This is a genomic window from Pedobacter jeongneungensis, from assembly GCF_000633455.1.
GTDB lineage: Bacteria > Bacteroidota > Bacteroidia > Sphingobacteriales > Sphingobacteriaceae > Pedobacter > Pedobacter jeongneungensis_A.
Genome location: NZ_AYMG01000037.1, coordinates 43,395 through 64,083 on the forward strand (window position 1 = coordinate 43,395; position 20,689 = coordinate 64,083).

Sequence of the window (20,689 nt, forward strand, 5' to 3'; positions counted from 1 at the left end):
TTAAAATCCAACATTTACACCTACAAAAAATGATCTGGCCTGAGGGTAGAAACCGCGGTCTACACCTAAGCTTCCGCCTCCTATTTCCGGATCGTAACCAGTGTACTTGGTCAGGGTAAACAGGTTGTTGCCCATTACATAAACTTTTAACTTATCCAAACCAACCTTATTTACCAGTTGCTTAGGCAAGGTGTAGCCCAATTGAACATTTTTTAACCTGAAATATGCACCGCTTTCTAAAAACAGGCTCGATACCCGGCTATAGTTTTTGTTATCATCCTGTAAAGTCACTCTCGGTATGGTATTACTTGTTCCCTCGCCTGTCCACCGGTTTAAAATATTGGTGGTATAATTAGATGGGGTTAAATCGAACCTTCTTAATCCGTTAAAGATCATGTTTCCTGAAACGCCCTGTCCGAACAATGAAATATCAAAACCTTTGTATTTTGCAGAAAAAGTTAGGCCATAAGTAAAATTCGGGTTCGATCGGCCTAAGAAAGTCCTGTCTGCATCGCTGATTACGCCATCGCCATTCAGGTCTAAAAATTTAATATCACCCGGTTTTGCATTTGGCTGGATCAAAGTACCGGCACCGTTTTTATAATTGTTGATTTCTGCCTGATTCTGGAAAAGGCCTGCAGTCTGGTATCCGAAGAATGAATCAACTGATTGGCCAACCGCTACACGTGTTACTTCTAAAGCCTGAGGTGTAATGGTTTGTCTGCTTGGAATATAATCTTTATCTGCGCCTAATAAGGTTACCTGATTTTTAATAAATGAAGCATTACCGGCAACATGAAAGCTCACTTCGCCTATTTTTTTGTTCCATCCCAGTTCAATTTCAAAACCCCTGTTGTATAAATCGGCAGTATTGGCATAAGGACCACTATTACCTACGTATGATGGAACTACCTGTTGCAATAACATTCCGTACGTTTTTTTATTGAAATAACTGGTACTTAAAGTAATGCCCTCGAATAAAGTAGCATCAAAACCTAAATCGAATGAAGAGGTTTCTTCCCATTTTAAATCAGGATTTGAAAGTGCATTCGGACTAACGCCATTAACAAGCGTTTGGCCGGAAGCTGTTCCCAGCGAATAATTTCGTCCACCGCTTACCGTTGCTAAGTATCTGAAATCCGGAATACGGTCGTTACCATTAATACCGTAAGACCCCCTTAATTTTAGGAAAGTAACAATATCGTTTTTAGGCCAAAAATCCTCACGTGAAGCAACCCAACCTGCTGATGCAGAAGGAAAATAACCATATTTATTATTCGGGCCAAATTGTGATGAACCATCTCTGCGAATAATCCCCGTAAAAAGATATTTTTCATCGTAGTTATAAATAATACGACCAAATATGGAGTTTAAAGTATTAAGATACTCCCCTCCATAAAAATCTGAATTGGTTCTGGCTACCGGAAATTGTAATGAAGCATCTTTAATGTTATCAACCGGAATACCTTCTTTAATACCACCCTGGGTTTCACCTTTATTTTTCTGTGCCGAATAGCCTAATAATGCCGTAAATACATGCTTACCAATGGTTTTATCATAGCTCAGGGTATTTTCCAACGACCAGAACAAACCTCTGTTACTATCCCTGGTGTAAGCTGTTAAAGTAGATTGATTGATGGAGTTCAGATAGTAAATCGGACGAAAACTCTGTCCGCCCCAAAAAGCAAGATCCACGCCTCCCGTGCTTCTAAATTTTAAACCTTTAATAAATTCTACTTCGGCAAATGCATTACCTACTATTTTATCGCTCCAGCTATTTCCCTGGGCAACCTTTAGTGCTGCAACAGGGTTTAAAACCTCTGATTGTGCATAATCAGAAATTCCATAAGGAAAACCTGCGTCATTTCTAACCACAGGATTATTCAGGTACTTTGAAGCACCATATTTTGCAGGATCGGTTTCAACAACAGGTGTTATCGGATCCATATTAATGGCCCGGCTTAATGGCGAACCATACTCGGTATTGGTACTTACGCCAACCGAATTGATCCTGGTATAACCGATCGAGTTACCAAACTTAATGTTCTTGGTGATTTTATGTTCAAAGTTAAATCTGGCGGTAAATCTTTTAAACTGCGAATTGGATGTAGCCACAATACCATCCTGATCGAAATAACTGAACGAGCCATAATAAACAGATTTATCATTTCCTCCGCTCATGTTTAAATCGTGGTTCTGGATTTTGGCGCTGTTATTAAATACAGCTGCCTGCCAATCGGTACCTTCACCATACTGCGCCGGATTAGGGAAACGCACTGCAGTAACCCCATCAGCCAACTGTGATTCGTTATAAATGGTAGCGTATTGCGTAGCATTTAGCAGATTAAGCTTTGTAGAAGGAGCCTGTGTACCGATATAATTATTATACTCCAGTCTGATTCTTCCCGTATTGGCGCCTTTTTTGGTGGTTACAATAATTACCCCGTTTGCGGCACGTGTACCATAAATAGCCGCCGATGCGGCATCTTTTAACACTTCGATCGATTCGATATCTGATTGATTAAGGTATTCAATCCCGCCGCCTATTACCACCCCATCCACTACAAATAAAGGATCGGCATTGTTAATATTTGCTGTACCGCGGATCCTGATGGTACCGCCATCGCCTGGCTGACCAGAACTCGTCATTACATTTACACCGGATGCCCTGCCCTGTAACGATTGCTCCAAACGCACTACCGGGGCATTTTCTAAATCGGCGGCCTTAACTGATGCAATTGCTCCGGTTACCACACTCTTCTTTTGTGTACCATAACCAATTACCACGGCATCGGCCAGTAAACCTGCCTGCGGTTCTAATTTTATGGTTAAGCCGTTGGCTGCAGTTACCTCTTTATTTTCGTAACCGATGTAAGAAATCACCAATGTAGCTCCTTCGGTTACATCTTTTAAAGTAAATGTACCCGTTTCATCAGTTACCGAACCCTGGTTGGTACCTTTTACCTTAACACTGGCTCCTGCCATGGGCTGGCCTTTTTCATCAACCACCTTACCCCTTATATCAACAAAAGTGCGGATCATTAAAGGTGTACCCTCTTCCGATTTACGGTGAATAATAATGGTATTGTTTTTTATGGTATAGCCAAGCGGCTGATCACTAAAAATACGTTTGAGCGCTTCTTTAATATCTGTATTACGGATATCGATGGTTACCGGTTTAGCTTCCTTTAAAAGATCTAAATCGTACAGAAAACTATAACCCACGCTTTTGTTCAGCTTGCGAAAAACTTTAAGTAGTGTGGTATTTTTTTCTGATAATGTTACGTTTTGTGCATTTGCAGCCCCGTAACTGAGCTGTAAAAATGTAGTGATTAGCAAGACAAAAGTCAATTTCATAATCAACAAAATTTTAAACAGGCGTCCCTTTGGTTTGGGCAACCATTCAGTATAAAAATTCATATATTTGGTTATTAGGTTTAGAATAGTTGTATCTCACAATTTTACGATTAGAATAAAGCCTTAAATATGGCCGGGAGCGTTGCCGCGCTTCCGGTTTTTTAGTCAGGCATATTCTAAAAAATCATCATCGTTTTGATGAAAAAGTATAGGTTATGGCATAACTAAAATCCTCCTCTCTTCTATTTTAAAATGTACGGCCCCAGTGGTTTGCAGCATATCCAACACCTCGTTAACGCTATTGAAACGCGAAATGCGCCCACCAAAGGTTTTATTGATTTTATTGCCGCGGTAATCTATTTCTACATTGTACCAACGGGCAATTTTATTCATAATGGTTGCTAAATTCTCTTCATTAAAACTGAAATAACCATCTTTCCAGGTTACCGATTCTTCGGCATCTACGGTTTCTACTTTCACTGATGCTGATGAAGAGGTGATGATCGATTGCTGGCCCGGTTTTAATAACTGCGAAAGGTTCGACTGTAAATTTTTAATCCTTACGCTACCTTCCAACAGTGTGGTTTTGTTGCTGGGTTCGTTATTATAAGCATTGATGTTAAAATGCGTACCCAAAACTTCCACTTCCTGACTTCTGCCTGCACCAATGTCGCTTTTTACCTTAAATGGCACCCTTGCACCTTTTTTATCGGTTAATTTGGCCACTTCGAAATAGGCTTCACCTTTCAGTTCTACTTTTCTTTCTTCGCCATTAAAAGCAGCCGGGTACTTTAAAACCGATTCAGCATTGAGCCAAACTTTGGTCCCATCAGGAAGATTGATCTGGTATTGTCCGCCACGCGGCGTTTCAATTGTGTTATACACTGCTTTTTTAACATTCGATGCCAATTGGGCAGCAACGGTATAAATTAGCTCCCCTTTACTGGTTTTGGTAATGTTAATACCTGCTTGTTTAGCAATTACGCCATTCGTAGCATCAGTTAAAGATATTTTAGAACCATCTGCCAAAGTTAAAGTTGCTTTGTTACCACCGGGCCTGATAATTTTTTCTGCTGTTTTACTAATTTGTTGAGGATTTGAGAATTGTTTTTTCAGCTGATTATTGATCACAAAACCAATAAAGAAAAGTACCACTGCCGCAGCCGCCAGTTTTGGCCAAAGCAGGCTTCTACGTGCAGGTTTCAGCGCTGTTTCTTCTTCAATGGCATTCCAGATCTGGATTTTGGCATCAATTAACTCGGAGTGATCCAGATCGGATACCTTTTTAGACAGTTCGGATGAGTGCCACGATTCTACTAAAGCTTTTTCGTCTTCAGTACACAATCCATCTCTGTATCGTTCTAAAAGTTTTTCAACTTCGGCTTTATTCATTACTTCAAAATATTTGGCTAATTAAATACATGTAGGTTAACCAAAGCCCAGGTAGTAGATGAAAAGAAAATATTTTTATTTTTTTTTGAATGATAAATTTTGGCCGTCGCAAACTTGTATATTTAGTTACCCTAAAGTGATTTATATTATTTAGAAAAACAGGGTTCGGTGTGCTTCGGTTACGAAAATCCTGCTATCCCTCCAAGTCCTCACCCGTGCCTCGCTCCGGGCTTTCCGTCCTATCAGGTTTATTTAACAAAGCCTGCTTTCTAAAAGGACTGGTAACTTTAGACCTTATGGTTTTTTTTAAACGGCGCAGCCTTCAATGAGGCCATTAAAAACAATATTAACATCGAATTAAACCTGCGAGGTTTGAACCGGTGGGTTTTACGTTAGGGATTGTAAGGGTTCAGTACCGATCCTTCATCGGTACCGGAGCGAAGCGAAGCCCTGAAAAGCCCGCCCCTTTCCCGTAGTTCACGGGATTGGGTAACGCCCAAATCAATCAATTTATGAATTTTGGGTTAGTCAAAAAAATCAGCGAAGCATTAAAATTACAGCCAGTAATAAAAACGATGTTAACTTTAACCTTAAAACCTTTAATGCATTGCTCATCTGCTTTTTTACCGTTTTATCTGATAAATGCAAAATATCGGCAATTTCCTTTTGAGTAAGGTGTTGCCGACGGCTCATTTCGAAAATCAGGCGCATTTTTGGCGGCAATAAAGCCACTTCTTTTTCAATCAGTGAAGCAAATTCTCGCTCACGAATATAATTATCCGTCACATAATCACCCTGATCGGCAAAGTTTTCCAATGATTGTAAATAATTGGTACGCGATTTATTTTTATCCAGCCAATCGAAGATTTTATACCGCACTGCGGTGTACAGATAAGCCGATAACTGGGATTTGATTTTAATATTCGGATTACTCCAGAGGTACACAAAAATCTCCTGAACAATGTCTCTCGCATCTTCCCTATCAGGTACCATTTTACAAGCATAAATATATAACAAACCGTTAAACCGCTCGTAAATTTCTTCGAACGCATACCTATTCCCATCCTGCATCAGGACGAAAAGTTCGTGATCGGTTAATGAGTTATAAGTTGACAATGGTTAGAATGATTAAACGAATGTAAGAAATTGTTTAATGTAAATCCTAACATTATTTTAATATCATGCTGAGCTTTAAACGTTTTAGCAACGCTTAACAACAGGTTCTACACACAATTGTAAAGTTTGATTCTTTAATTGGTATATCGGGAAATTCCGATATACCTTTGTGTCATGGATCAGGTAGAAATATTTAAAGCCCTTTCGAACAAAACACGTTTGCAGATTTTAGGCTGGCTAAAAGAGCCCGAGCTTAATTTTCCGGAACAGCCAAATGCCGATTTTGAAAACGTTGGTGTTTGTGTTGGGCAGATCCAGCTAAAAAGTGGTTTATCACAAAGTACCATCTCCGAATACCTTTCTATTTTACAGCGTGCAGAATTAATCAGCTCTACCCGTGTTGGGCAATGGACCTATTACAAACGCAATAAAGAAGGCTTGGAAAAATTAAGCGAAATCATCCATAAAGCATTATAAAATTTAAAAATATATGAACACAGATAGTTTATTCAGGCCTTTTAGCCTAAAAACATTAAATACAAAAAACAGGATTGTAATGGCTCCGATGACGAGATCTTTCTCGCCAGGTGGAGTGCCAACTCCCGAAGTTGCAGCTTATTATGCAAAAAGAGCCGCTGGCGAAGTAGGTTTAATTTTATCAGAAGGTACGGTAATCAACCGTCCATCTTCTTCTGCAGATCCAAACATTCCACATTTTTATGGCACCGAAGCTTTGGCAGGATGGCAGCAGGTAATTAATGATGTTCACCAGGCTGGCGGGCAAATGGGTCCACAGATCTGGCACCAGGGAATTATGGAAAACCATGCATCAGGCTGGTTGCCAAGTACTCCTTTCGAAGGTCCATCAAGCTTTAACAAACCAGGTTTCGAAAATGGTGTAGCCATGACGGATGCTGCCATTGCCGATACTATTGCTGCTTTTGGTCAGGCTGCTGCAGATGCCAAAGCGTTAGGTTTTGATACCGTTGAAATACACGGTGCACACCAATACCTGATTGATCAGTTTTTCTGGGAAGGAACAAACAACCGTACTGATATTTATGGCGGTAAAACTTTGGCCGAGCGTACCCGTTTTGGTGTGGAGGTAATTAAAGAAGTACGCAAAAGGGTTGGTGAAGATTTTGCGGTAATTATCCGTTTATCTCAATTTAAACCTGCTGCTTATGATTTTAAACTGGCTAAAAATGAGCAGGAAATGGAGCAGTGGTTAACACCATTGGCCGATGCCGGTATTGATATTTTCCATTGCTCGCAACGCCGTTTCTGGGAGCCTGAGTTTGAGGGTTCTGATTTGAACTTTGCAGGCTGGGCTAAAAAAATCACCGGAAAAGCAACCATTTCTGTAGGTTCAGTTGGTTTAGATGGCGATTTCTTTGGCGCATTTGCTGGTCAAAGCTCACAACCTAGCTCATTAGATGAATTGGTACGTAGAATGGATCGTGGCGATTTTGATTTGGTTGCCGTTGGCCGTCCGCTTTTAGCAGATTCGAACTGGGTAGAGAAAATTAAACATAACCGTACTGAAGAATTGAAAGGCTTTAGCAAAGAGGCTTTAATGCAATTAGTATAATAAATATCCCTATTTTTCTTTTTATTTTAAAAGCATCTCTTTCGAGATGCTTTTTTTGTGATGTCAGATGTTACCATCTGACATTAGAATCTTTTGCCACGGAAAACACAGAAATCACGGAATTAATTTCCATATCCTAATCCATCATTGCGAGAAGGCTTTTTCAGCCGACAGCCTGCCCCGATTTCGGGGAAGCAATCTTTCCCGCGGCGCTAGTCGGGATTTGCAATCCCGTCATTAGGGCTTAGGATTTGTAATCCTTCTGGGTGGATTATAAATCCACAGTTCAAGGGTCGGGATTTGAAATCCCGACCAACCGCACGGCAACTTGAGGAAAGATGACAATATTTTTCCTTAAATTCACCTTTTTAAAATTGATCTCCACATGTCGAACATTAAACTGATTATCGAAGAAAGGCCAGCAAACATTGGCAATTTTATGGTTGGCAGGCTTTTGCCTTTCAGAGAGAAGCGCATGGTTGGTCCTTTTTCTTTTATCGACCACATGGGGCCGGCCGCGATGAGCGATCACGAAAATCTTGATGTTCCGCCGCATCCACATATCGGACTTTCTACCTTAACCTTTTTATTCGAAGGAGAAATTACCCATAAAGACAGTCTGGGGTCTGATGTAGTCATCAAACCAGGCCAGGTAAACTGGATGACATCAGGCAGTGGCATCGTACACTCTGAAAGAACGCCAGAATACCTTCGTCATACCGATAAAATGCTGCATGGCTTACAGATCTGGGTGGCTTTGCCCAAAGCGCTGGAGCAAATGGAACCTGAATTTTTTCATATAGAGGGTGCCGATATCCCTGCATGGGAGCAAGATGGCGTTGCCATTAAATTAATTGCTGGTGAAGCTTTCGGACGAAAATCGCCCGTGCCCGTTTACAGTCCGCTGTATTTTTTAGAGTTAAAAAGCACTGATCGCCAGAAAGTAAGTATCGGCGATTCTCTTTTCGGAGAGAGTGCCCTATATATTTTAGAAGGCGCAATAGAAAGCGACGGACATATTTTTGAACCCCGCCAGATTTTAATTGCCAATGATGCTAAACTCTGCGAATTTACCATGCACGCAAATACCACGGTTTACATTTTCGGAGGAGAGCCTTTTCCTGAAGAACGTTTTATTTACTGGAACTTTGTTGCTTCTGATAGAGAACTTATCGAGAAGGCAAAGCAAAAGTGGCTCGAACAAAGCTTTAAACCTGTACCTGGCGAAACAGATTTTGTGCCTTTACCCGATCCTATTAAGAATATTAAACATTAATTTTTCTTAAACAGGTTCATATTTACTGAAACTGCTACGCCTGTTGAGGATAACCTTGAATTTCCGTAACCAATATCAGTTAAAGGGATTTTCATAAAAGGTTTGGCGCTGATGCTTAAATTATTATTTATTTTATGCTGAAACTCTATCCCAACATTGGCAATACCTAAATAATGTTGATTTTGACCCTTAACTTCAAAATCTTGAGGGCCTTTATAATCTCCTGTATAAGAATAACTGTATTTTTCCTTTAACATCAGGTAACTCGAAAGCCCGGTACTCACCGAAATTGAATTTCTGCTATTTCCAAAAACCTTATAATTCACATTTAAAGGAATATCGATCACATCACAATTGGCGTGGATATTTGATGGGGCTATTTTAAAAATATAACTGGTATTGGGATTGTATAAACTAAAATCCGAATCATAAATTTTCTTGGCATAGGATGCTCCTGAGGTTATACTTAGCTTTTTGGTTATCAGGTAAGTGGCCTCTATTCCAAAGCCGCCGCTTAAATTACTTGTACCCGATTTTTGAACGCGGGTTAAATCAGGCGCAGCTAAAATACTCAACACAAACCGTGATTTTTGTTTCAAAACCGGTGGTTTAATCCGCTCAGGCTTGCCTATGGCAACATTTGCTGTTAAATTTTGATCTTTAAATTCAACAGGAGCGATTTTCGAACTTAAATCTGGCTTAAACTCCACATTGGCTAACAAACTGGTATTATTATCTGTAGTTTCAATGGCTTTTTGACCAATTTCTACATTTACATCAGTCATATGCTTCTGAATTGATTTACCTGCTTCAATATTTTTTTGGTTTACAGCAAACGAATTTGAATCTATATTTACAACAGGATCAATCTGTTTTGTAGGTAGCCCGGTTAAATTTCCTGTATTATTTTGTTTATTATTATTATTCTGATTCTCCTTATCGGTTTTCACCACCGCTTTAACATCATTTTGTTTACCAGATGGCTTTACTAGTAAAAACACGATCAATAACATCGCTGCAATTCCCGCTGCAGCGGCTAGCCAAAACAAAGGCACAACCCTCCTTTTCGGCGTTGGATGCAATCTTTCCTCCAGATTATCCCAATCTAAATCATTAAAAGGCAGATCGGGGTTTCCCAATCCATCTTTAAATAATTTATCTATATCTTTTCCCTCTTTCATTGCATGTTTGTGTTTAACCTTATATGTAAAAGGTTTTTATCTACGCCCGAACTCCTTACCTGGTAAGTTTTCGCATCAGTAGCTTTTAGCATTTCCTGTAATTTCTGCCTGGCTTTGAACAGGTTCGACTTTGATGTTCCGATTGATATACCCAGCATTTCGGCAATTTCTTCATGGTTATAACCGTCTATAGCAAAAAGGTTAAAAACCGTTCGGTAGGCAGGACTTAGGGCCTGCACCAATGCCAGCAGATCGTTATAGGCCAATTTATCGTACACCGAACTTACCTGAGCGATGTTTTCATGTTCCTGAATATCTACATGATCGGCAAATTTTAAATTCGCCCGGTAATAATCGATAGCGGTATTGGTTATAATCCGTCCGAGCCAGGGCATAAATGCCTTAGAATTTTCATATTTGGCTATATTTTTAAAGGCTTTAAAAAAACCATCGTTCAGTATCCCTGCAGCATCTAACCGATCGTGTGCGTAACGCAAACAGATACCCATAGCAAAGCTATAGAAATGCTTGTATAGTGCTTTTTGACTATCTCTTTCATTTCTAACGCAGCCCTGAATATACTTTTGTATAATTTCTTCACTATCGCGGTTAGCGGTCACAAGTTCTCCTTTCAACACACATTACGGCAAGGGATAACAAAAGGTTGCCTTAAAAATTACTTTTTTAAAAAATATTTTATTTTGTTCGTTTTGGTTAAAAATATCCATTCTATAAGCAACCATTTGCAATTTGGAGGCGTAATAGCGGCATATCAATTTTTATTAAAGTTAAAACTAAAAACAAAAATCTTATGCTAATCTACTTAAAAAAGAATCTATTGGTTATTGCCTGTATAGCCATGGTATTCACTGCCTGCAAGAAAAATAGTTCAGACGAACCTACAACACCACCTGTTACTAATAATAACAAGGGAATCCAATTGGCAAGTGATACCAAATTTGGATCGGTACTAACGGATAAAGATGGTAAAACTTTATACTTCTTTTCATCTGATGCTGCAGGCACACCAACCTGTACAGGTGGTTGCGAAACAACCTGGCCACTTTATTATTCCGCAGATGCCAGTACAGATTTAAACCTGAACAAAGCCGAAGTTGGAGAAGTTACCAGAGCTGATGGACGTAAACAGAGTACTTATCGCGGTTATCCACTTTATTACTTTGCCGGCGATGCTGCAAAAGGTGATATTAAGGGAGATGGTGTTGGTGGAATCTGGTTTGTGGCTAAGCCCGATTATTCTTTAATGTTGGCTAATACACAATTGATGGGAAAAGTAAGCGGAACCAGTACCAATTTCACAAATACCTATGCTGTAGGCGATGGCAAAACCATTTACCTCACCGATAACAAAGGTCGTACTTTATATGCCTTTGCGCCAGATAAAAATGGTGTAAATACCTATACCAAAAGTGCTACACAGGAAGGTATTTGGCCCGTTTACGAATCTGAAATACTTAATGTGCCTTCGGCTGTAACAAAAACCGATATCGGCGTAATTACTGTAGCCACAATTAGCAAAAAACAGTTAACCTACAAAGGATGGCCATTATACTATTATGTCCCAGATGTAAACAGGGGCGATAATCAAGGCTTCCTGGTTGGAAAAACGCCAGGATCGGTTTGGCCTGTATTACAGCTAAACGCTACTGTTGCTCCGGCACAATAAAAATACTTGGGTTAGGCGGGTAGAATGGTCGGCTGATGGTATCAGCCGGCCTTTTTTATACTGCTAATAAAGCCTGCTTAATTTTCTCAGCAGCCTCAGCCAATTCTTCAGTTGTTGGCTTTAATTTTTCTTTGCTAAAGTTCATATCGCTTACATTATTCATTGGTATTAAATGAATATGTGCGTGCGGAACTTCCAATCCGATTACCGAAACACCCACCTTTTTACAAGGAAAAGCTATTTTTACACCTTTGGCTACAATCTTGGCAAACATCCAAAGCCCAACATACAGATCTTCATCCATATCGAATATATAGTCGGTTTCAATTTTAGGGATCACCAATACATGCCCTGCTGTTAAAGGCTGAACATCTAAAAAAGCTAAATATTCTACAGTTTCGGCTACAACATGCGCAGGGATTTCGCCAGCAACGATTTTTGAAAAGATAGTCATTTGAGGTATAGGGTTTAGGGTGTGAGGTTTAGGGTTTTTATGGCTGAGGATAGGCCTTAAACCTTACACCCTCCACCTCTTACCTTATCTCGATATCTCTAGCACTTCAAACTGCATTTTACCTGCAGGCACTTCAATTTCGGCGAATTCGCCTACCGATTTGCCCAGTAAGCCCTGTGCAATCGGCGATTTAACAGAAATTTTTCCTGTTTTTAAATCTGCCTCTGTTTCGGCCACCAATTGGTAAGTCATGGTTGCACCGTTTTTAACATTTTTTATTTTTACGATAGATAATGCCAATACTTTTGATAAATCCATTTTCGACTCATCAATTAAACGTGCATTTGCCAACGTATTCTTTAATTTTGAAATTTTAGCTTCATGCAAACCTTGCGCTTCTTTTGCGGCATCGTATTCTGCATTCTCCGATAAATCACCTTTATCCCTTGCTTCTGCAATTGCTTTAGATATAAGCTGACGACCGGTGGTAGTTAGATAATGTACCTCCTCTTTCAATTTATCCAACCCCTCTTGGGTGTAGTATGTTACCTCTGTCATTGCTCTATTAATTTTTATTCAAACGCTATAAAAAACAAACAAGACTATATAGTTGGTTTGCTACATAGTCTTGCTTCAATTATAACGAAGATAAAATGTGGAAATTACAAAAGCAAATAAAAGATTAAGATTTAACGGATTTTTAGATTTTAAGACCTTTTATCCAATCATTTTTTAAATCTCTCTTTCAATCATTCTCTAACTCAATCATTAATCCTATTTTAGCTTAAATTATTCTTAAAAAATGAAAAAGTTATTTTCTATTGCCCTGCTCCTTAGTCTGGGCGGGTATATGGCTTCGGCCCAGGAGCTTTATATGCCCCGGAATATCAAAGCAGCATACGCCAAGGGCACACGCTCGATGAATGGAAAGCCAGGGCCAAATTACTGGCAGAACCATGGCAAGTACAACATGGATATTAAAGTAGATGCCGAAACCAAAGTGGTAAGCGGTAAAGAAGAAGTTTTGTACAGCAACAACAGTTCCGATACCTTAAAAAACCTGGCCATCCGCTTTGTAAACAACCTGCATAAACCAACTTCTCCAAGAAACGGCGCAGTGAGTGAAGATTTTTTGAGCACAGGGCTAAACATTACCTCTTTTTCTATTGATGGTGAAACTTATAAGGTAGACAGCAAAAACTGGGGAACGGTTGGTAATGTAAAAATGAAGAAACCATTGGCTCCAAAATCGAAAATTACCGTTAAAATTGAATGGGATTACCCTTTATCAAAAGAAAGTGGCCGCGAAGGGCAGATTGATCCAAACTCTTTCTTTGTGGCTTACAGTTATCCCCGCATTTCAGTTTACGACGATTATAACGGCTGGGATCGCATTCCACATACCGATAGGGCTGAGTTTTATAACGATTTTAACGATTACGAATTCTCGGTTAAAGCACCTAAAAATTATGTGGTATATGCCACAGGCGATTTCCTTAATCCTGATGAGGTGCTACAGCCAGAGATTTCTGCCCGTTTAAAAAAATCGTATAATGGTGATGAGGTGATCCACATTGCTACCGAACAGGAAATGAAAGATGGCAAAGTAACCCAGCAAAAAGACTGGAACACCTGGAAATTTACCGTAAACCATATTACAGATGTTACTTTTGCACTGAGCAACCACTATGTGTGGGATGGCGCAAGTGTGATTGTAGATAAAAAGACTAATCGCAGATCAAGCGCCCAAGCGGCATATAATCCAACCACAGGAAAAGATTTCGTTAACTCGGTTAAATATAATTTGAATGCTTTAGACTGGTTTTCGAACAATTGGCCGGGCATCCCTTATCCTTACGTTAAAACCATTGCTTTTCAGGGTTTTGCTGACATGGAATACCCGATGATGGTGAACGATTCGCAGTTTGGCGATCCTGTTTTTGCACAGCTGGTTCAGGATCATGAAGTGGCGCACACTTACTTTCCATTTTACATGGGCATTAACGAAACCCGTTATGCTTATATGGACGAAGGTTGGGCCACAACATTCGAATATGTAATTGGTATTGCTGAGCATGGCAAACAAGCTGCTGATGATTTTTACAAGAAATTTAGAGTTGATCAATACATTAACGATAAATCTACAGAAGAAGATCAACCGGTAATTTCGATGTCTGATCAGGTTTCGGGTGCTGGCTATGGAAATAACTCTTACGGAAAAGCATCATTATCTTACCTGGCATTAAAAGATATGTTGGGAGATGACTTATTCAAGAAAGCATTACATACTTATATGAGCAACTGGAATGGTAAACACCCCATTCCATGGGATTATTTTAATTCGATGAACGCAGGATCAGGGCAAAACTTAAACTGGTTTTTCCAAAACTGGTTCTTTACCAATAATTACCTCGATTTAGCCATTACCAAAGTAACGCCTGCAACAGGAAAATCGACAGTAGCTGTTAAAAATATTGGCGGTTTTGCCATTCCGTTTGATGTAATAGTGACTTATACTGATGGAAAAGCTGATACCATCCACCAAACTCCAGCGGTTTGGAAAGCAAACCAGCAAGAAGTTAATATAACAGTTAACACCACTAAAAAAATAACGTCAATCAGTTTGGATAATGGCATTTATGTAGATGCTACGCCGAAAGACAATGTTTGGGAAGCGAAATAATTAACAGCTTGCAATTTTCAGTTGGCAATTATATCAAACTGCCAACTGAAAATTGTTGACTGAGAACTGTAAACTAATAACTGAGTACCGGCTCGTGTTTAACCGGAAAATTCAATGAATTGGCAATAAAACACATTTTATTGGCTTCATGATGCAGCGATGCTGCAAGTTCGGAATGTGCCTTATCGGCTATTAAAACCTGCGGATGAAGGGTAACTTCTCTAAATCTGCCGCTCCCATCAGCCAATTCTTCCATTGTACCTACCGCTTCATCTTTATAATCGATTACTACGATTTCATTTTTAGAGCACAAATGCAAATACCAGAGCATATGGCAACTGGAAATTGATGCCAGCAAAAGGTCTTCAGGGTTATATTTAGATTTATCGCCCAAAAAAGCAGAATCTGATGAACCGGAAATATCGGCCTTGCCTTTTACTGAAATAACGTAATCGCGATCGTACGAACGGTAATCCATCGTACCCGAACCTTTATTACCGGTCCAGGTAACTGTAGTAGAATATAAGTGATCTTTCGGCATGATAAAATTGGTTAGATTGTATTGCCAATTTAAGAAAATAAAATGGAGATTTATCTATTTTTTGCCCCTACTTTCAGACCTCGCAGGTTTTTGAAACCTGCGAGGTCATGATATAAGCGCTTATCACTTAGATGTTCTAAGATGGCTTATGTGGTTAATATTAATAGGAAAAACAGGGTTCGGTTTGCTTCGGTTCCGAAAGTCCTGCTTTCCGTTTTATTCCGATGAAAAATCGGAATGTTCACTTCAATCAGGTTTATTTAACATAGCTAGCAGCACAATCGGGGAATCCAGACCTCGCAGGTCTTTAAAACCTGCGAGGCCTAATTTAAAATGAATTTTGGATCTTTACATCTGACTATTAGTTTATTACAAAATACTTAGTCATTGAGAGGCTGGATATCTGCGAGCCGAAGCAATTTATCATCTATTTATCATCCAAAAAGATTGCTTCACTCCTACGCAAAACCCCTTCTTCAGTTCGCAATGACGAAATTAAGACCCAAAACTCACGTTAATTTAACTTAAAAACTAAGTCCGCTTAACTTCTCGGCCAAAACTTCCGAGATCTTACGATAAGAGTCGAATGTCCAGCCGCCAACATGTGGGGTTAAAATTACTTTATCGTTATTTTTAAGTTCATCATACCAGGGCTGCTCTCCTAACGCAGGGAATTTTTCAGTCTGCAAAACATCCAACCCGGCACCCAAAATCTTTCCTGTTTTTATGGCATTCAATACCGCAGATGTACTTACAATTTCTCCTCTAGCCGTATTGATAAAGAAAATTGGCTTTTTAAAATGAAAAAAATATTCATCACCTACCATCTGTTTGGTTTCAGCTGTTAGTGGAATATGCAAACTCAACACATCGCTGTGTTTTACAATTTCTTCCATGCTTACTTCACGGGCAAAAGCATCACTAAAACCTGTTTTATATTTATCGTAAGCCATTACATCCACCTCAAAACCTGCCAGTTTTTTAGCAAAGCTCTGTCCCATAAAACCATAACCGATAATACCAACCTTTTTGCCTTTCAGCTCATAACCACGGTTACCTTCACGGTCCCATATGCCATTCCTGATCTCCATATCTGCCCTGCGGAAGTTATTCATTAAGGATAATAGCAAACCTGTAGCATGTTCGCCAACGGCATCGCAGTTACCTTCAGGAGCATTAATCAGTTCTATATTTCTTTCAAAGGCAATTTTATCATCAATATTATCCAAACCTGCTCCTGCCCTGGCCACAAACTTTAAATTTGGGGCGGCAGCAAAAATTTCAGCATCAATTCTAAACTTTGTCCGAACGGCAATTCCAGTATAATCTTTTATTTTATCTAAAGTTTGTTGACGGGTAATCTGCGGTTCATCATCAACCTGGTAGCCCATGGCAATGGCCTGTTCTTTAAATACAGGGTGCAGGTCATCAACAATTAATATCTTATTCATAATGAACAAAAGTAACATTTTGCACATTGTTCAATTGTAATATTCGTTTATAGTTTTGGAAAAACTGGACACTGCTAATTGAGAACTGTTAATTGCTGATTTAACCCACAAAAATATTACTATAAAATGGCTGTAATAAAATAGTTACGGCTCATTTATTAAACTTACTTGCCGTTACTTTGTCTCCCTTTATAAAAACACACAAATTTTATTTTTTAAATGAGACTTTTACAATACAAAACAATAAAGATTACCCTCCTGCTTCTTACCTTATCATTTAGCCTTTTCGCACAAACAGGTGGAAAAGCAAAAATTACCGGAGTACTTAAAGATGCCAAAACACAAGAAACCATTCCTTTTGCCACAGCAGTCTTAATTAATAAAGCCACAGCAAAAAATGCCAAAATAGTTCAAACAGACGTGAATGGTGCATTCGCAATGACTGATCTCCCTGCCGGGACTTTTACCTTTAAAATCAGCTTTGTTGGCTACCAAACCATGGTTAGAGATAATGTAACCATTACGGCCAATACAGGTACGTTAAATTTTGGCGACATTAAAATGAACGCTGCAAAAGGCAATGTGTTAAGCGAAATTACCGTAACAGGCCAAAAACAGGGCATGCAAATGGGAATCGATAAAAAGATTTTCGCTGTAGATCAGAGTGTAATCAGCGAAGGCGGTTCTGCGGGCGATTTATTGCAAAATGTTCCTTCAGTTTCTACTGATATGGACGGTAATGTGAGCCTTCGTGGATCAACCGGTGTAAAAGTTTTAATTGATGGTAAGCCATCTTTAATCGCTGGTGGTAACGTAGCTCAGATTCTGCAATCTATCCCGGCCAGTTCAATTGAAAGTGTTGAGGTGATTACCAATCCCTCTGCAAAATACGATGCCGAAGGTCAATCAGGCATCATCAACATTGTATTGAAGAAAAACACCAAATTGGGTTTTAATGGCTCTGCGGCTGTAACTGCAGGTAACCGCGATAACTATAACGCAAACACCAATTTAAGCTTCCAGAATAGTAAAGTAAACATTTATGGTAATTACAGCTACCGTTATGGCAACCGTAGAGGTGGAGGTTTTCAGGACATCACTTATAAAACAGCAGCACCAGGTTCAACAGCTTTCGCAAACCAGAATACGGTTTCAAATTCTTTAGATAAAGGCCACAATGCTAAAGCGGGTATCGATTATTACTTGGCTCCAAAAAGCGTAATCAGTTTATCGGGTGGTTTCAACTCGAGAGAAAATGACCGCAATGACCTGCTTAATATCAGACAGTTAAATTCAAACAATGCCCCGGTTTTACTGAGTAACAGAACCAATACTACTGATGGATATGGCAATAGTTACGATGCGAATCTGGATTATGTACAGAAGTTTAAAAAGCCAAAAGAAGAATTAACCTTTAACTTCGGCTACTCTTACGGTACAAATAACAACGATCAGGCTTACAGCACCAATACCACCAACCGCAATGGTGTGCCAATTGATGAAACCTTGAGTTTACAGCGTGTATTTAACACGGGTAATAATACCAACTATAATATTCAGACGGATTATGCCCTGCCAGTTGGTAAAGCCGGTAAAATTGAAGTGGGTTACCGCAGCCAGATCCGCTTAGGAAATAACGATCAGTATGCCGATTCCATCCCAACCAATACCAATGTTTATGTAAGCAACAACAAATTGATCAATGGTTTCGATAGCAAAGATCAGGTACACGCACTTTATTTCAACTACCAGAACCAGATTAAGGATTTTGGCTATCAGGTAGGTTTAAGGGCTGAAGATGCGCGTTTAGATACCCACCTGGAAGGTTATACCAACAATGTATTAACTACGGCCGAAGGAAATATCCACTACAAAAGATTATATCCAAGTGTTTTCTTAACACAGAAACTGAAAGGCGACAATCAGCTTCAATTAAGCTATACCCGCCGTGTAAACCGTCCACGCCCTTGGGATACCAACCCGTTTTTAGATGTTTCTGATCCTTTAAACTATAGAGGCGGTAATCCGAATTTATTACCGGAGGATGTTCACTCTTTCGAATTGGGTTATAGCAAGTACTGGAAAAAAGTAACCTTAACATCGAGTTTGTATTTCCGCAAAACCAACGACGTAATTCAACGTGTAAGAAGTACGCCTGTTAACGGCATCATTACTTCGACCCCTCAAAACTTGTCGAACCAGATTAATAGCGGAGTAGAATTAATCGGCCGTTTTGATCTGATTAAAGCTTTAAATTTCACCACCAACGTAAACTTATACCAGGCCAAGTTTGCCGGCGATGAGCGTTTTGATATTCCATCAAGCAGTGGATTTAGCTGGAATGCCAACGTAACCGGAAATTTAACGGTAGTTAAAAATTTATCGTTGCAGGTACGTGGCGATTACAGGGCAGCAGAGGTAATGGCACAAGGAAAACGTAACGCGATGTACGGCATTGATGGTGGTGCGAAATATGATTTCCCAAATAAAAAAGCATCTTTAAGTTTCAATGTCAGGGATGTATTTAATACCAGAAGATGGAGCATGACAACAGAAGACAACTACACCATAGTTGATTTCCAACGTCAGATGCAGGGAACAATGGGCAGCCTGACCTTCTCTTACCGTTTCGGAAAAACCACATTTACTGGTACTAATAAAAAGAAAAAAGACGATCAGCAGGATAGCCGTCCTGATGAAGGATCATTCTAAACTTTGATCAAAGGTGCTTAGAAAAAAATCTAAGCACCTTTTTATTAATCCTTCACACTTCCCATATAAAATCATATTGTTTATCTTGCAGCATGGAAGAAATTAACCCCTGGAAAACGCTGGAGAGCGAGGTAAAATATGATAACAACTGGATCCGCTTAACCGAACATCAGGTAATTAACCCATCTGGCGGAAAAGGAATTTATGGCACTGTTCATTTTAAAAATCTGGCCATTGGGATCCTTCCTTTAGATGAAAATTACAACACCTGGCTGGTGGGCCAGTACCGATATGCACTGGATGCTTACAGCTGGGAAATTCCTGAAGGCGGCGGCCCGCTCAACGAAGCTCCTTTAGAAAGTGCCCGCAGAGAATTATTGGAAGAGACTGGAATGAGTGCCAGAAACTGGAAAGAAATTCAAAGAATGCACCTTTCCAATTCCGTGAGCGATGAACTGAGCATTATTTATATCGCTACCGACTTAATTCAAGGAATCCCCATGCCCGAAGAAACCGAAGAGCTTGTGGTAAAAAAATTACCCTTTGAAGAAGCTTATCAAATGGTCTTAAACGGAAAAATTACGGACTCAATGAGCGTTGCAGCAATTTTAAAAGCAAAGCTGATGATGTTGAATGGGGATTTGTAATATCGCAATTACCAAATGTTCCTAACGGAACATAAAAAATATTTCATTTTTTTCTACCTACGATATGTCCCGATGGGACACGAGATGTAATAAATGGAAAATTTATCCTTTAATGGGCTTGAGCATAAGATTAAAATTCGGTCAACAATCCGAAATCCAAATCTCAGCCTATAAACTATGCATTCTTTAAACCGATCTACTGTCCCGTTAGGGACAAATCATCGGTAACCCCAAAAGTTGAAGAATAATTTTCGTTCCATAGGAACGTTTGCTGTTCATTTAGCTATTTAATAAAGAATTATAATGCCTCAATCATAAAATTTCTCTCACGATTTCAGATGGGACATGAATTGTATTAAGCATGGAAATAATCAAATTTCATTAACTAATCGTTTTATAGAAAAATCCACTGTCCCGTTAGGGACAAATCATCGGTAACCCCAAAAGTTGAAGATAATTTTCGTTCCATAGGAACGTTTGCTGTTCATTTAGCTAGTTAATAGAGAATTATAATGGCCTAGATCATAAAATTTCCCTCACAATTTCAGATGGGACATGAATTGTATTAAGCATGGAAATCATCAAATTTCATTAACTAATC

Annotated in this window: 16 protein-coding genes; 7 read left to right on the forward strand and 9 right to left on the reverse strand. The window is 39.4% G+C overall.

The window, feature by feature from the left end; genetic code table 11:
- From U859_RS0127205 to U859_RS0127215, 3 genes are all read right to left on the reverse strand, one after another.
- Complete coding sequence (locus U859_RS0127205) at positions 1-3,357, reverse strand: TonB-dependent receptor (protein ID WP_240183105.1); 3,357 nt, start codon at positions 3,355-3,357, stop codon at positions 1-3.
- A gap of 213 nt (positions 3,358-3,570) precedes the next feature.
- Positions 3,571-4,749, reverse strand: a complete 1,179-nt coding sequence (locus tag U859_RS0127210; RefSeq protein ID WP_025146388.1) for a FecR family protein — start codon at positions 4,747-4,749, stop codon at positions 3,571-3,573.
- Positions 4,750-5,286: 537 nt separating this feature from the next.
- Positions 5,287-5,865, reverse strand: coding sequence for an RNA polymerase sigma factor (locus U859_RS0127215; RefSeq protein WP_025146389.1), 579 nt, complete (start codon positions 5,863-5,865; stop codon positions 5,287-5,289).
- A gap of 174 nt (positions 5,866-6,039) precedes the next feature.
- Here U859_RS0127215 and U859_RS0127220 point away from each other — a divergent pair, with 174 nt between their 5' ends.
- The 3 genes from U859_RS0127220 (at position 6,040) to U859_RS0127230 (ending at position 8,732) form a co-directional block, all read left to right on the forward strand.
- Positions 6,040-6,342 carry an ArsR/SmtB family transcription factor gene (locus U859_RS0127220; RefSeq protein ID WP_025146390.1) on the forward strand — a complete coding sequence of 101 codons (303 nt, stop codon included), beginning with the start codon at positions 6,040-6,042 and terminating at the stop codon, positions 6,340-6,342.
- A 13-nt stretch (positions 6,343-6,355) separates the two neighbouring features.
- Positions 6,356-7,456 (forward strand): NADH:flavin oxidoreductase, encoded by a 1,101-nt coding sequence (locus U859_RS0127225; RefSeq protein ID WP_025146391.1) that lies wholly within the window; start codon positions 6,356-6,358, stop codon positions 7,454-7,456.
- Positions 7,457-7,841: 385 nt separating this feature from the next.
- Positions 7,842-8,732, forward strand: a complete 891-nt coding sequence (locus U859_RS0127230) for a pirin family protein (RefSeq protein WP_025146392.1) — start codon at positions 7,842-7,844, stop codon at positions 8,730-8,732.
- Here U859_RS0127230 and U859_RS0127235 read toward each other — a convergent pair.
- Both U859_RS0127235 and U859_RS0127240 read right to left on the reverse strand, forming a co-directional pair.
- Positions 8,729-9,913, reverse strand: a complete 1,185-nt coding sequence (locus U859_RS0127235; RefSeq protein WP_025146393.1) for a hypothetical protein — start codon at positions 9,911-9,913, stop codon at positions 8,729-8,731. The two genes, U859_RS0127230 and U859_RS0127235, sit on opposite strands and share 4 nt — an antisense overlap.
- Positions 9,910-10,548: an RNA polymerase sigma factor gene (locus U859_RS0127240; protein ID WP_025146394.1), complete on the reverse strand. Its 639-nt coding sequence runs from the start codon at positions 10,546-10,548 to the stop codon at positions 9,910-9,912. Before U859_RS0127240 ends, U859_RS0127235 begins: the two co-directional genes overlap by 4 nt.
- A 176-nt stretch (positions 10,549-10,724) precedes the next feature.
- Here U859_RS0127240 and U859_RS0127250 point away from each other — a divergent pair, with 176 nt between their 5' ends.
- Positions 10,725-11,600, forward strand: a complete 876-nt coding sequence (locus tag U859_RS0127250; protein ID WP_025146395.1) for a hypothetical protein — start codon at positions 10,725-10,727, stop codon at positions 11,598-11,600.
- A gap of 55 nt (positions 11,601-11,655) precedes the next feature.
- Here U859_RS0127250 and U859_RS0127255 read toward each other — a convergent pair whose 3' ends face one another.
- Positions 11,656-12,054, reverse strand: coding sequence for an HIT family protein (locus U859_RS0127255; RefSeq protein ID WP_025146396.1), 399 nt, complete (start codon positions 12,052-12,054; stop codon positions 11,656-11,658).
- Between the two features lie 84 nt (positions 12,055-12,138).
- On the reverse strand, positions 12,139-12,612 hold the full coding sequence (gene greA, locus U859_RS0127260) for a transcription elongation factor GreA (protein WP_025146397.1): 474 nt from the start codon (positions 12,610-12,612) through the stop codon (positions 12,139-12,141).
- 244 nt (positions 12,613-12,856) lie between these two features.
- Here greA and U859_RS0127265 point away from each other — a divergent pair, with 244 nt between their 5' ends.
- Positions 12,857-14,737: a M1 family metallopeptidase gene (locus U859_RS0127265; protein ID WP_025146398.1), complete on the forward strand. Its 1,881-nt coding sequence runs from the start codon at positions 12,857-12,859 to the stop codon at positions 14,735-14,737.
- Positions 14,738-14,810: 73 nt separating this feature from the next.
- Here the strand turns inward: U859_RS0127265 and U859_RS0127270 are convergent, their stop codons facing one another.
- Together U859_RS0127270 and U859_RS0127275 are read right to left on the reverse strand one after the other, a co-directional pair.
- A complete protein-coding gene (locus U859_RS0127270; protein ID WP_029986215.1) occupies positions 14,811-15,278 on the reverse strand; it encodes an OsmC family protein in 468 nt (155 codons plus the stop codon).
- Positions 15,279-15,802: 524 nt separating this feature from the next.
- A complete protein-coding gene (locus U859_RS0127275; protein WP_025146399.1) occupies positions 15,803-16,729 on the reverse strand; it encodes an NAD(P)-dependent oxidoreductase in 927 nt (308 codons plus the stop codon).
- A 219-nt stretch (positions 16,730-16,948) separates the two neighbouring features.
- Between U859_RS0127275 and U859_RS0127280 the strand changes: the two genes are divergently transcribed.
- Positions 16,949-19,441, forward strand: a complete 2,493-nt coding sequence (locus U859_RS0127280; RefSeq protein WP_025146400.1) for a TonB-dependent receptor domain-containing protein — start codon at positions 16,949-16,951, stop codon at positions 19,439-19,441.
- Between the two features lie 92 nt (positions 19,442-19,533).
- Positions 19,534-20,088, forward strand: coding sequence for an NUDIX domain-containing protein (locus U859_RS0127285; protein ID WP_025146401.1), 555 nt, complete (start codon positions 19,534-19,536; stop codon positions 20,086-20,088).
- The last annotated feature ends 601 nt before the right edge of the window (positions 20,089-20,689 follow it).